Below are 12,656 nucleotides of genomic sequence, written 5' to 3'. Positions count from 1 at the left end.
TTTACTCTCCCAATATTTCGATTATGTCTCCGTTAGTGATTGCCCAATCTTTTAGCTTTTGTTCTTCATCTAAAAGGATTCCTTTGTTCAACACTTTGAGTTGGTATTTTTTCAATGTTTTTTCTTTCCCAAATATTTGGTTCAATTCCCGAATAAAGCGGTAAACAGTAATGTTTTTTGGGATTCTCAAATCCATTTGTTTATCCTTGTTTCCTTGGTACAACAAGGTAATGTTGATATGTTCTTGGTTATCTGCCATTTTGCTGACCTCTTTTTCTGTTGTGATACAACACTAGTGTTACAACTGTGACCAATAGCAAACCTAGTATTAATGGAAATAACGCAGGAGGAGAAGAAACTGCGTTGACAGTTTCTTCTTTTTTGACTGCTGCGTGATTGGTTTCATTTGCTGTAAATAACTGCGTATGATCATTTGCTTTTACTTTGGGTATTTTAGTCAAAAAGAATTGTGCTTCTTCTTCTTGTCGTTGTTTGGTTTCAACTTTTTTTGCATGTGTGACTTTTTCAATCATTTCTGTTTCGAATAAACGGTCTTCCGCAATAAAGCTTTGGGCTTTTCCGTTATCGATTTGGTCTTGATTTAGACGATCTGTTTTTAGGTCTAGGTTGTTATCTAATAATGTTTCTTTGGCATATGTCGTTTCAGTAAAAGAAAGGATTCCTATTCCTAATGCAACTAAGAACAGTAGTTTCTTCATTTTTTTGCCACTTCCTTTACTTTTCTTCTTGGTTTCCAAATGAAAATGTTAAACGCAAAGAGAGCAGTAATCGCTAGTACATATAGAATAATATGAACAACATTCAAGGCGTTTCTAGCTAGGATATCGGCTAAATTGTTTTCGCCGATCGACAGTGGGTTGATAGATCGAATCATGTCCACCATTGGGTTGTTTCCTTTGGTTTTACCGATGGCATTGGTGACAAATACATAACTGATAAATAGGAATAAACTAAATCCAAACCCTGCGATATGGAATTGCTTCAACGCATAGTGGTTGAGCAGGGAGAAGATCAGCATAAAGAGTACGACCATCATGACCCAAACGATTTGAGATTCTTTTACGATCGATAATTCACTAATGCTTAGCATGCCTAAGATCAATCCAATACCAATGGCGCTTAAGCCAAGAAGAGCTGTTTCCATAATATTGTCTTTAAACCATAATTGTTCCCGCTTGAACTTATCTTTGACTTTTCTAACGACTGGTTGTGTCGCAAAGAGATAGGCAATAAATAAGCTTAAGGTATACATGATCAAAATCCATGTAAATGGTTCGTTGACTTCCGTTGTTTTGATTGTTGCTTCTGATTTTCCATGAACAGGATTAGCGATAAATTGCAGCAACGTGTTATTTGGTACGCCGTCTTTTTGAGCATTGCTAAGAACTTTGATGAAGGCTGAAACGAAGTCGTTATTGTTTGCTAGTTCATCATTTAAGTTGGCCATAATCACGTCAGCGTTGGTTGAAAGTTCTTCACCATTTTTTTGAGCAGTGTTGACTTCTTGGTCGAAAGAAGTGAAGACAGATTTCACCGTTTCTGCTTCTTTGACATTCATTTCGGATGCTTCTTTGACAGCTTGTGATTGTTGTAAGAGTGATTCTAATGTTGATTTAGCAGATCCGATTTCTGAATCTGTTTGGCTGTTCCAAGAGCTGATTTTGCTTTCTGAACTGATGGCTTCTTGAATTTGTTGTTGTCCATCTTCTACCAGTCCGGCTTGTTTTCCAATGGCTTCATTTAATCCCATAGTTGTGTTGAGAACAGTACTCATTTTTTCTCCAACAACTTCCGATTGCATCTCAAGGCTATCTGCTTTTAGTTTCAAGGCTTCAAGGTGATCTACTTGAACTTTATAATCACCGCCAAGGAAGGTTTCGTTAAGAATTTTTTTGAAAGCGTCTGTCAGATCTAATTTAAGGAAGCCGCCGAATTGTTCAAATTGATAATTTTCGTAAAAGGCTAGTTCACTGCTGATCGAGTCGTAAAGATCTAATGTTTTACCAACTTGTTCAGAGTAAAGTCTTTTTTTGAGTTGATAATCTGCATCAAGGAAGGCTGATGTATCGATAGTTTGATCCCACACGATAGCAAATTGTGATTGTACCAGTTCACTTGTAATTGATTTTGTTTCCACTTTTTTAGAAATTTCGTCCTGCGACTGTTCAGTACTTTCTTCTTTTTCAGAAGAAGAAGTTGTTTCTTCTGGACTTGTTTCAGGCTCAGTTACCTCTGCTGTGAAAGGAACACTTCTTTCATTAGATAGTTTTGGTTGACCGACTCTAATACTCATTGTTGGTGCTGAAGTTGTTTCGTTGTATTCATCTGTAAATCGGTAAGTGACTGTGTAAGTACCGCTTCCAGTGAATGGATACTCTTCGCCCACGGCGATTGCTCCTATTCTAGAAATGTGAACATTGGTGATTCCTGCTGGGATACTGTTAATCTTGATCGTTCTGCTTGAACCAGTAGTATCCATATTTATTTGGAAACTACCTTCACTAGATTTTAATAATTCTGCTCGTGTGGCCGTCAGATTATCGTAGGCATCTTTCAAATTTTTATAATAAGGACTGTCTAAAGCTTTTTCTGGATCCATTTCAAACTCTATATGAGGTTCTTTTAGATTATTCTCCTTATTGTTTTCATCGATTTTTTCATTGAGAGTGAAAACTTTGCCTGAAATATCATTAAATTTTTCTTGTAATTGGGCAAATGGTTGTCCATCTCCGTAAGGCACTTTCGTGTATCTGAAAATATCGTCTTGCGGGTTTAAGTTGAATGTTATTGTTCTAAAAGGCAGTAAAGCTAAACGTTCTTCCATCCATTTTTTATAATCAACGTTAAACCCAGTATCATCACTTGGCGGATATTCTTTATTTGCTTTCTTTAAGACATCGTTTAAGGTGACTTTAGGATCTCGGCTAGATTCATCGATTCCTAAGGAAGCGAAAAAGGGTTCTTTGTATCTGTCAAAGTAGTTATCACTGATCTCTGTTAGTTTCTCTTGTTGTTCTGTCACAGCAGCTCGGGCATCTGCTAGCTGTTGGTTTAAAGCATCCATTTGTTTGACTGTTGTATCGGACATTCCTTCTGGGTTGAATTCATTTTGTAAATCCATACCAGTATCTTGAAGTTGTTTGAACATAGCAGCTATATCTGCTGCGGTTACAGTCTTTTCAGCTTCTAATAATTGTTTGATGAATTCATCATAAGTGAGTTGTCCTTTTGCCCGCTCGTCCAATAGTTTTTCCAAAAGAGAAGCGTAGTCCTTATGACTGTTAACGAGTGAATCTGTCCCTTGAATGTGACTCCCTAAAGTATTTGCTAACAAATCATTGGCTTGTAGCGCACTTTTAGATTGTGATGTGATCGAAGGGAGATATTCTTTAAAATTTAATGTTGGCTGATACAGGACATCTTGAAATTCCTGCACAGATGACGTCTGATTTGCATAAACTTTTTCAATATTTCGTTGTGCTGTAAATAGATTGTCCATAATGCTAACAACATAAAGATCCACTAGTTGTTGATTCAAATCATTTACGATTCTTCTCCCAACGCTTTTTGATTCGTTTTCTAATGTTGCATTCCCATTTGCATTGATCTTGTAGTTGACCTGAACTTTTTCTGGTGCTTCGCTGTCTAATTCTAATAATTTACTTGAAAAATTGCTGGGGATTGTTACAAGTAGGTTATAAGTCCCATTTTTTAAGCCATTTTCGGCAATACCTCGACTAACTGTAAACCAGTTATAGGTAACATCTTTTTCAATTTTTTTAACATAATCTGCACCGAGATTATAGTCTATGTTATTTTTATTGACTCCTGCATCTTCATTTACCAAGGCAATATTTAGTCGCATATCTTCTTCTTGGTCTTTTTTTGCCGAAATATCAGTAAAATCCCGGTTCATGAATATAAGCATAATAAGTAATATTACAACCATCCAAACAGATTTCAACATATAGTATAGTTTCTTACTGTTCATTTATCATTCTCCTAAACAAAAGAGGAACAGCGAGGAGCAAGTGCCCTCCCTATTCCTCAGATATGTGTTTCTTATAGACCTCTTCCGATTGCTGAAGAGATATTTTGGTCTGTTTCTTCTACAATGTTTGCAACTTCGTTTAATTGTTTGTTGATTTGCTCTAATAATTCAGCAAACTCAGATACTTTTGGTTTTAAAGCAGTGAATTGATCGTTAAAGCTATCAAAACCGCTACCTTCCCAGTTGCCTTGAATTGTATCTTGTTCAGATTGTAACTTCTGTAAAATGTCGTTTACTTGGTTTGAACCATCCGTATATTTTGTTGCAGAAGTTCTAAGTTCTTGTGGGGATAATTTAATTCTATCGCCTGCCATTTTTCATTCCTCCAAATTGTTATTTTAGGGAGCAATAATTATGCTCGCTAGTTATATAAACGTTACCATAAAAAAAGATTTATAAATACTTAATGTAATAAGTTGCGAGTTTTAAGTAAAAAATAACGAAAAAAATAGAATCATAACTTTTCTTTTAGGCGATTTTTTTTCTTTTTGTGGTCTTTATAGTTACCTATAAGTCTGAAAAATAAAAAACCTGCAAGAATAACAGGTTTTTATAGAGACATGCTAAATTTCTACAAGCACTTTAATGTAGAGAACAATGCACGATTCAATTATGATTTACCCAATCTTAAAAAAGTCGAGTATGATTCTTTTGCGTTGTCTTTAAAGGTTCTACTCATAGGCAAAGAGGTGGGGCTATCTTGTTGCATGTTATTCTCAAATTGTTTAACAAATACTTCACTCTTGATGATCTTAACAATATAATTTAAGTTCACAATATAGCTACCGTGTATTCTGGTAAATATATCTTTATTTAGCTTATCTACTATTTCAGCCATCGTTAAATAGGTTTTATAAACTTTTTCTGTTGTATGAATGTATGCTATGCGTCCACTTTTGGCGATGTAGACGATGTCATTCATTGTTAATACAATAAGTTTTCGGTTAAATGAAAATTCAAAGTAAGCGTGGATAGCATTGAAATAATTAGTTGCTCTAGTCATTGTTTCTAATAAACGGTCATCAGCAATCGGCTTCAATAAGTAATCAAAGGCGTGAACTTGAAACACATCCGGCATACGTTGAATATCATTAGATACAAAGATGATCAGTGCTTCTCGATCGGATTTCCGTATCTGTTGAGCTAAGGCAATACTATCCATATCATTCAGCTCAATAGAAATGAAATATATAGAATAATTTGCCTCGTTTTTCTTAAAATGTCTGATTAATTTTTTTCCGCTGCTAAAAAAATCAAACTCATATTTTTGAGAAAAGTGTAAATTTATAGATTTTTCGATTTTTCCCATTTCTCGCTGGTTATTATCACACAAAACAATCTTCAATAGCTCATCTCCCTTGAGTTTAAGATTAAAAATGTATGTATAGAGTCATTATATTTTTTAAACTTTCTATTTTTATCAATTCTAATCATAGCATATTTTTATTACAGAAATTCTCAAAAATTTTACTCAGAACAACGTTTTTCGATAAAATATTATAATCTTTTTAAAGAATACCTCTATTTATGAAATGACAGACATGTTGTATATATAATTAGTAGTCTTTTTTTGTTACACTAAAGAAAGTGATGGAGAGCCAAAATACGTTGTTTGAAAGGAAAGTCATGAAATGAAAAGATCTGAAATTCAATTAGCTCAAATAGCTAAGCCAATGATTTTTACGAACGTTGCACCAACTTTTTTAACCAATGATACAATGCGTGAAAGAAAGCAAAAAGTCTTGGAAAATATGAAGTCAGAAGAGTACGATGCGTTAGTGGTTTATGCAGATAAAGAACATGGCGGGAACTTTGAATATTTAACTGGCTTTATTCCTCGTTTTGAAGAAGGATTGCTGGTGTTGGATGTTTCAGGAGAATGTACACTGATTCTAGGTAATGAGAACTTGAAGATGGCGAAGGTTGCTCGAATCGAGAACCAGTTGATTCATAGCCCATTATTCTCTTTACCAAATCAACCGATGGATAATGAAGCAAGGTTAGAACGCATTTTTGAAAAAATAGGTTTGTCTGACAAAGATAAAATCGGGGTAGTCGGTTGGAAAATGTTTACAACAGCCGAATCAGACAATGAGTCTTATTTTGATTTGCCTTATTTTATTGTCCAAGCACTTTTAACAAGTAAAAAAGAACAAGCAGTGCTTAAAAATGCGGCGCATCTATTTATCCGTGGTGATAAAGGTGCTCGTACGACGAATAATGCAAATGAAATTGCCCATTATGAATATGGTGCAAATTTGTCTTCTAGTTGTATGTTAAAAGCTATGGACGCTGTTGAAGTAGGTGTAACTGAAGCTGTATTAGGCAACGAACTGACTGCTGAAGGTCAAACCAACACCGTGGTGACAATTGCTGCTACTGGACAGCGTTTTGAATACGGCAATGTATATCCAACCCATAAACAAGTGAAATTAGGTGATCCACTGTCCTTAACGACGGCATATAAAGGAGGGCTGTCTAGCCGCACGGGTTTTGTGATAGAAAATGAGAAACAACTTCCAGAAAACCAACAAGATTATTTAGAAAGAGTCGCTAAACCTTATTATCAAGCCATTACAACGTGGTTGGAAACGATAAAAATTGGAATGGTAGGAAAAGAACTGTATCAAACAATCGAAACTGTTTTTCCTCAAGCTGATTATCACTGGCACTTAAATCCTGGACACTTAGTATCAGATGAAGAATGGATGTCTTCACCGATTTATGCAGGATCTGAGGAAACGTTGAAAAGCGGGATGATTTTGCAAATTGATATTATCCCATCTGTGGCAGGGTATACAGGGGTAAGTGCTGAAGAATGTGTAGCGTTGGCTGATGTAACGTTACAAAAACAGCTAAAAGAGGATTATCCTGAGCTATGGCAACGAATCAGCTCAAGGAAACGTTATCTCAAAGATGTATTGAATATCGATTTAAGTGAGGATATCATCCCTTTATCAAATACAGTGGCCTATTTAAGACCGTTTTATTTAGCGAAAGATCAGGCTTTTCGATGGACAAAATAATACTTAAAAAATAAGAAGAGCCTGGGACAAAACTAAAAATCAGTTTTGTCCCAGGCTCTAAATCTGAATACACGGTTGGATCAGAAGTAACCCCTTCTGATCCAACCTCTCTTTATTTTATTCCCAAAAGTCATTGTTACACGTGAAACATTTACTTAATTTCTTTTAAAAGAATGTTATTTTTCAAAGATTTAACTGATTCAATAGATACATATCCCACTGCTTGTTCAAGAGCATTACTCATCCCACAAGCCATCCCGTAACGCAAAGTTTCTTCTATAGAAAGACCTTGGTCTATAGCGAAAGCAATGCCGCCAACTGTAGCATCTCCAGACCCCGTCGGATTGATAATGTCGATTGGGGGAATAATAACATCGAAGATCTGCTCATTATACTTTGCCACTGCGCCATCTCCGCCACAAGAAACCAGAATAAAGGGAATTCCCTGCAATAGCGGATGATTTAGATATTCAATCACGTCATTTTTACTACGAATAGGAATACCCAATAACTCTGCAAATTCGTGGATATTTGGTTTGATAAAAAATGGTTTGGTTGCCCCTTGTAGAACATATTGCAGTTGCGTACCTGAAATATCTGTTAGAATTTTTATTTCTGAACCAAGTTGAGTCTGTAGTTGTTGTAAGTAATCCTGATACAATCGTTCATTTTTCGTATTGGCTGATCCGCATAGAGCAATGATAGGACATTTTTTTTGTTGAGATGAGAACTCAATGACTTTATTTACTATTTGATGTGCTGTTTCCTCTGTTATTTCAGGACCTAACTCGACAATTTCAGTTTGATTTTTTTCTTGGTCCATAACGGTTACAGCATTTCTCGATTCCCCCTTGATTGCAAGAAAGTCTGTGTTAAATGGTTCAAGTTCAAGCGCAGATTGGATCAGTTCTCCATTTAGTCCAGCTAAAACGCCCATCGTTGTGACGTCACTTCCTAAAATTGCGGCTGTTCTTCCTGCATTGATTCCTTTTCCGCCAACAGCCTTTACAGGGTTACTGCAGCGGTTCATTTCGCCTAAAATAAATGTGTCTGTAAAATAAATAGAATCCATGGATGGGTTAAGTGTCACTGTTAGAATCATTGTTGTTTTCTCTCCTTCAGATACCTAGCTAATCTGGGTTTCTGAAAGAGCAGACCAAACCCAGTTAACTTTTTTTGTTTAATAATGTGCCATAAGATTGATAGAAATTAAGTGTCTGTTCGTCAATTTGATCATCGGTGATTACATAGTCTAAATCAGACAGCTTATAAAAAGTATAGACATCGCTCACATTGAATTTTGTACTATCTGCTACAACAATTTTTTTCTTAGCATTTTTAAAAGCAGCCCGTTGGACGCCGCCTTCTAAATAGTTTGAGGTAGTCACATTATTGTTGTAGATGCCATTTGTTGCAGCAAAAGCAATATCGATATTGATTGTTTCAAATGTTTTCTCCGCATGTTCCCCAATAAATTCTTCCGTAATAGGTGTGAAATCCCCTCCAGTCAACAAAATTCGATAGTCCGTGTGTTCAATCACATAATTGAAAGCCAACAGGCTATTTGTAACGATCATCAAATTTTGTTTTTTGATAAAAGGTAGCGCGTATAGAATAGTCGTTCCTGCACCGACAAAAACAACTTGATGATCCTGGATCAAAGAATTCATGATTTTTCCGATATATTCTTTTTGCTCAATATGAAGATTGATTTTTTCATGAGTGGCCAATTCCTTATTTTTTCGATCGATTTTTTGTGCGCCACCATATAGACGAACGAGTTGGTTCGAGTCACTCAATTCGTTGATATCACGGCGAATCGTCATTTCAGAAACATTCAGCTCCTCAGCGATATCGGATACCGTCATAAACGTATTTTTTTCCAGTAATTCTAAAATATGCGCATGGCGCTCTCTTTTTAACATAATATGTTCCCCTTTTTGTTCGAAAATGTTTATCTATTACATTTTAAACGTAAAACGAACAAAAAACAATCAAAAGAAAGCGTTGACAAACCTTTGTACAAGTTGTATTCTTTTTGTATAAACAAAGTTTAACATATATTTACAAAGTTGAACATAAAAAGTTTAAATGTGTTAAAAAGTATAGAGGAGGAATCAAAGACATGAAGCAGATGTTTCAACCAGATTTGATCGATTTACGAGTAAGTGTTCAAGAGGAAGAAGAATTATTTGAGTTGATTGCCTGGCGATTGCAGCAAGCGGGATACGTGAATTCAGGGTATTTGGAAGGGATCACCTCAAGAGAAAAAAGGTTTCCAACAGGCTTGATCACAGAGCACCTCAATATTGCCTTACCTCATTCTGACACGGAATATATTGAAAGGCCTTTCATATATATCGTAAGAACAACAAAACCGATCAAGGTCAAACAAATGGGAGATAATCAAGAAATGGAGGTGAGCGATTTATTTTTCCTAGGAATCAAAGAACCCTCAAAACAGGTTGGTCTATTACAGGAGTTAATGGTCTTATTTCAAAATGAAGCATTTGTGTCAGAGCTAAAAGCGACAACAGAAAATGAAGCAGTATTCAACTTATTCATGAAACAATGGGAGGAAGTTAAAAATGCCTAGAAAATTAATTGTAGCGTGTGGTAGCGGTGTTGCAACAAGTACGACTGTAGCAGAAAAAATCAAAAGCCAATTTGATGCTGATAATATTGAATATCCAGTAGAAGCGGTGGATTACAAATCGATTTTACAAGAATTACCAAGTGCTAGTATCTATGTTTATATCGCAAAACCTGATGATGAGGTACTTGAAGCAGCGGAGAAACTGGGCGTTTCGGTGTATGCGGGTGTGCCGTTTTTGACAGGCATGGGTGTTGATGAAGTGTACGAAGGAATTGTCAACGATACGAAGAAATAAAAAAGCGGTTCAGGTTATGACGAACCTGAACCGTAGTAGATAGTGAGAATGAAGCAATGCTTTTCTCTCACCCTCTAAATTAAAAAAGTATACAAACTAATCATACCAAAAATTTAAAGAGATAGGTAGGTAAAAGAGATGGGGATTTTTCAATCTGTGATTGATTTTATATTGAATCTTGGTTCAGCTATTTTTGTTCCGTTGATTATCCTAATTATCGGGCTGATTGCTCGGATGCCACTGAAAAAAGCGTTTATGTCAGCTGTTACACTCGGTGTTGCTTTTACAGGAATGAGTATGGTGATCGGTTTCATGTCGGATGCGGTCAGCCCTGCATCTGAGGCGATGGCCAAAAATACAGGAATCAGTTTGCCAGCTCTCGATTTAGGCTGGACGGGTGCGGCGAGTATTACGTGGTCATGGTCTTATGCATTTGTTTTTTTCGCAGTCGTTTTAGGCGTGAATTTTATTATGCTTCTATTAAATTTAACGAAGACACTAAATGTCGATATGTGGAATGTTTGGGGTAAAGCGTTGACTGCGTATCTGGTGTATTTTATCAGTGGATCACTTGTTGCAGGGTTCATTGCGGCTGTTGTTCAAGTCGTTTTGGAACTAAAAATGGGCGATATGTTCCAACGGCATATTCAAGATTTAACAGGGATTCCTTTAGTGACGGTAACCCATTTGATGAATATTTCGGCTGTATTGATGCTGCCAGTTAATATCGTGATGGATAAAATCCCATTCTTTAATAAAAAAGCCGATACTTCAGCACTGAAAGCAAAGATTGGGATTTTTTCTGAAAATAGCGTGATGGGATTCATTATTGGTGTATTGCTTGGTTTTGGTGCAGCGTATGGGATTTCTGGTTCGTTGAATTTAGGGATTCAAGTGGCAACGGCGATGGCATTGTTCCCGATGATTAGTAAGATGTTTATGCAGTCTCTTTCTCCTTTGGCGGATGCGATGTCAGAGATGATGAAAAAACGTTTTAAAGATCGTGAAGTTTTTATTGGTTTAGATTGGCCCATTTTGGCAGGGCGTTCTGAGATTTGGGTAACAGCGATCATCTTAGTGCCGATTTTCATTGGTTATGCCATGATCTTACCAGGCAATCAAGTATTGCCTTTGGCTGGCATCATCAATTATTCGATTGCAGTTGGAGGATTATTACTGACTGGGGGAAACTTGTACCGCATGATCACACTTGGCATTATTTATACGCCGCTTTATTTATATGGTGCAACGTATCTTGCGCCAGTGTTGACAGGTTTAGCGAAAAAAACAGGTGCAGTCGATCTAAAAGGCGGCAGTATAACATGGTCATCGATTGAAGGACCAGAATTTAGAATTTTGTTTGCAGAAGCGGCCAACTTGAATGTTGTTGCCATTGTTGGTTTTATCATGTTTATCGCAATGTTCATTTGGTTATATAAGTATATGGCAAAAGAACCTGTGCCAAGCGCACGTTATGAAGAAGTGAAGGATTGAATAAAGAATAGAAAGGACCAAATGATATGACTCAAAAAGGAAAATGGATGATCCTACTATTTGTAGATAGTTTACTGTTTATACTAGCATTATCAATCAATATCGTTCCATTGTATTTTCTAGTCATGCTCCTTTCTTTTGTCATTTATAAATACGGAAATCCAGTACTTTTTAAGGAATATGATGATAGAAAAAAACAAAAATATAAAGAATATCAAGTGGTGCAGGAAGCAGCGAAAAAAGTGATCCGCACAGGTAAATTACTAAAAAAGAAGGAGCTGTAGTAAATCATGGCAGATGGAAGAATTTTATTTGAACGTGAAAGAGAAGATATGGCAAAAATCGTACAATTGATTTTTGAACGTAAAAATACCAATGTTGCTGGCGGAAATTTTTCATTTAAAACAACGGATAAAGAGGGGAAAGAATATATTATCATGACCCCTACAATGATGTCTCAAGCCTATTTAGGACATGTTTCCCCGTCACAGATTTTAGTGGTGGAACCTCATACAAGAAAAGTCGTTGCAGGAGAAGGGGGATTAACAAGAGAAATCAATATGCATGAGGCGGTATATGATGCAAACCCTGAAATCAAATCTGTTTTACATGCTCACGCACCCAATAGTATGTTTTGGGCCACTAGTGGTTTAGATATGCCTAATTTAACCGAAGCGACTCAAAAAGTCGAATATATTGAAGTCTTGGAATTTGAGCCAAACTGTTCAGAGGAGCTAGCGGAAATCGTCAGTAATCATATTAAGACAATGCCGAGAAAAACATTGCCTCATGAATTTTTGTTGGACAGTCATGGTGTGTTGATCACAACAGGTGGTGAAACAGGGATGGAGGCTATTCATTCAGCATTAGCCATTCTGGATACAGTTGAGTGGAATGCCGAGATTGCGTATAAGCAAACCATTTTCCAAAAGCTTGGTATTTTGGATGGCTACTACTCTAAAGGGGTTAAAATAGGCACGATTGAAGATCTGATCAATCGTGAACCGATTTATAACCAAAAAATCAAAATGACAGCTGGTGGAGACTAAGAAGGAAAATATCGAAACGAGGTTGGAACAGAAATGTTTAATCCCTCGAACCAAGTAGGTACTGTTCTACATCAACTCGTGCCTCGATGTGTGTCACAGTAATTTCAGTTTATTTCCGAAGGAA

At 36.4% G+C, this 12,656-nt stretch carries 13 protein-coding genes; 6 read left to right on the top strand and 7 right to left on the bottom strand.

The features are described from left to right. Window position 1: 1 nt before the first annotated feature. The 5 genes from A5821_RS11635 to A5821_RS11615 all read right to left on the bottom strand — a co-directional run bounded on the left by A5821_RS11635 (window position 2) and on the right by A5821_RS11615 (window position 5,417). Entirely contained in the window at window positions 2-259 is a 258-nt protein-coding gene (locus A5821_RS11635; RefSeq protein WP_086314723.1) for an EsaB/YukD family protein, read from the bottom strand. Beyond that, window positions 249-719 (bottom strand): hypothetical protein, encoded by a 471-nt coding sequence (locus tag A5821_RS11630; protein WP_086314722.1) that lies wholly within the window; start codon window positions 717-719, stop codon window positions 249-251. The genes A5821_RS11635 and A5821_RS11630 overlap by 11 nt, the downstream gene beginning before the upstream one ends. Further along, on the bottom strand, window positions 716-4,012 hold the full coding sequence (gene esaA, locus A5821_RS11625) for a type VII secretion protein EsaA (protein WP_086314721.1): 3,297 nt from the start codon (window positions 4,010-4,012) through the stop codon (window positions 716-718). The genes A5821_RS11630 and esaA overlap by 4 nt, the downstream gene beginning before the upstream one ends. Window positions 4,013-4,083: 71 nt before the next feature. After that, window positions 4,084-4,386, bottom strand: a complete 303-nt coding sequence (locus A5821_RS11620) for a WXG100 family type VII secretion target (protein ID WP_010766560.1) — start codon at window positions 4,384-4,386, stop codon at window positions 4,084-4,086. A gap of 296 nt (window positions 4,387-4,682) precedes the next feature. Continuing rightward, window positions 4,683-5,417 carry a LytR/AlgR family response regulator transcription factor gene (locus A5821_RS11615; RefSeq protein WP_086314720.1) on the bottom strand — a complete coding sequence of 245 codons (735 nt, stop codon included), beginning with the start codon at window positions 5,415-5,417 and terminating at the stop codon, window positions 4,683-4,685. A 286-nt stretch (window positions 5,418-5,703) separates the two neighbouring features. Here A5821_RS11615 and A5821_RS11610 point away from each other — a divergent pair, with 286 nt between their 5' ends. Continuing rightward, window positions 5,704-7,098, top strand: a complete 1,395-nt coding sequence (locus tag A5821_RS11610; RefSeq protein WP_086314719.1) for a M24 family metallopeptidase — start codon at window positions 5,704-5,706, stop codon at window positions 7,096-7,098. 151 nt (window positions 7,099-7,249) lie between these two features. On the opposite strand, the gene A5821_RS11605 is transcribed toward A5821_RS11610, so the two are convergent. Continuing rightward, window positions 7,250-8,200, bottom strand: a complete 951-nt coding sequence (locus A5821_RS11605; protein ID WP_086314718.1) for a 1-phosphofructokinase family hexose kinase — start codon at window positions 8,198-8,200, stop codon at window positions 7,250-7,252. A 64-nt stretch (window positions 8,201-8,264) separates the two neighbouring features. Further along, a complete protein-coding gene (locus A5821_RS11600) occupies window positions 8,265-9,023 on the bottom strand; it encodes a DeoR/GlpR family DNA-binding transcription regulator (protein WP_010770240.1) in 759 nt (252 codons plus the stop codon). 200 nt (window positions 9,024-9,223) lie between these two features. Between A5821_RS11600 and A5821_RS11595 the strand changes: the two genes are divergently transcribed. The 5 genes from A5821_RS11595 to A5821_RS11575 all read left to right on the top strand — a co-directional run bounded on the left by A5821_RS11595 (window position 9,224) and on the right by A5821_RS11575 (window position 12,532). After that, on the top strand, window positions 9,224-9,694 hold the full coding sequence (locus A5821_RS11595; protein ID WP_086314717.1) for a PTS sugar transporter subunit IIA: 471 nt from the start codon (window positions 9,224-9,226) through the stop codon (window positions 9,692-9,694). Continuing rightward, window positions 9,687-9,989, top strand: a complete 303-nt coding sequence (locus A5821_RS11590; RefSeq protein ID WP_010770238.1) for a PTS sugar transporter subunit IIB — start codon at window positions 9,687-9,689, stop codon at window positions 9,987-9,989. The genes A5821_RS11595 and A5821_RS11590 overlap by 8 nt, the downstream gene beginning before the upstream one ends. A gap of 138 nt (window positions 9,990-10,127) precedes the next feature. Beyond that, the gene (locus A5821_RS11585; RefSeq protein WP_086314716.1) at window positions 10,128-11,483 is read left to right on the top strand and encodes a PTS galactitol transporter subunit IIC; all 1,356 of its coding nucleotides are present in this window, start codon (window positions 10,128-10,130) and stop codon (window positions 11,481-11,483) included. A 26-nt stretch (window positions 11,484-11,509) separates the two neighbouring features. After that, window positions 11,510-11,767 (top strand): hypothetical protein, encoded by a 258-nt coding sequence (locus A5821_RS11580; protein WP_086314715.1) that lies wholly within the window; start codon window positions 11,510-11,512, stop codon window positions 11,765-11,767. A gap of 6 nt (window positions 11,768-11,773) precedes the next feature. Continuing rightward, window positions 11,774-12,532 (top strand): class II aldolase/adducin family protein, encoded by a 759-nt coding sequence (locus A5821_RS11575; protein WP_010770235.1) that lies wholly within the window; start codon window positions 11,774-11,776, stop codon window positions 12,530-12,532. Window positions 12,533-12,656 lie beyond the last annotated feature (124 nt).

The organism is Enterococcus sp. 7F3_DIV0205, from assembly GCF_002141365.2.
Taxonomy (GTDB): Bacteria; Bacillota; Bacilli; order Lactobacillales; family Enterococcaceae; genus Enterococcus_L; species Enterococcus_L palustris.
This window is presented reverse-complemented; position numbering and strand designations above follow the sequence as displayed.

Excerpts from the sequence above, each read along its gene's own strand:
- A5821_RS11575 (WP_010770235.1), top strand. The coding sequence starts at position 11,774 with ATGGCAGATGGAAGAATTTTATTTGAACGTGAAAGAGAAGATATGGCA.
- A5821_RS11610 (WP_086314719.1), top strand. The coding sequence starts at position 5,704 with ATGAAAAGATCTGAAATTCAATTAGCTCAAATAGCTAAGCCAATGATT.
- A5821_RS11580 (WP_086314715.1), top strand. The coding sequence starts at position 11,510 with ATGACTCAAAAAGGAAAATGGATGATCCTACTATTTGTAGATAGTTTA.
- A5821_RS11630 (WP_086314722.1), bottom strand. The coding sequence starts at position 719 with ATGAAGAAACTACTGTTCTTAGTTGCATTAGGAATAGGAATCCTTTCT.
- A5821_RS11585 (WP_086314716.1), top strand. The coding sequence starts at position 10,128 with ATGGGGATTTTTCAATCTGTGATTGATTTTATATTGAATCTTGGTTCA.
- A5821_RS11590 (WP_010770238.1), top strand. The coding sequence starts at position 9,687 with ATGCCTAGAAAATTAATTGTAGCGTGTGGTAGCGGTGTTGCAACAAGT.
- A5821_RS11600 (WP_010770240.1), bottom strand. The coding sequence starts at position 9,023 with ATGTTAAAAAGAGAGCGCCATGCGCATATTTTAGAATTACTGGAAAAA.
- A5821_RS11595 (WP_086314717.1), top strand. The coding sequence starts at position 9,224 with ATGAAGCAGATGTTTCAACCAGATTTGATCGATTTACGAGTAAGTGTT.
- A5821_RS11620 (WP_010766560.1), bottom strand. The coding sequence starts at position 4,386 with ATGGCAGGCGATAGAATTAAATTATCCCCACAAGAACTTAGAACTTCT.
- A5821_RS11605 (WP_086314718.1), bottom strand. The coding sequence starts at position 8,200 with ATGATTCTAACAGTGACACTTAACCCATCCATGGATTCTATTTATTTT.
- A5821_RS11635 (WP_086314723.1), bottom strand. The coding sequence starts at position 259 with ATGGCAGATAACCAAGAACATATCAACATTACCTTGTTGTACCAAGGA.
- esaA (WP_086314721.1), bottom strand. The coding sequence starts at position 4,012 with ATGAACAGTAAGAAACTATACTATATGTTGAAATCTGTTTGGATGGTT.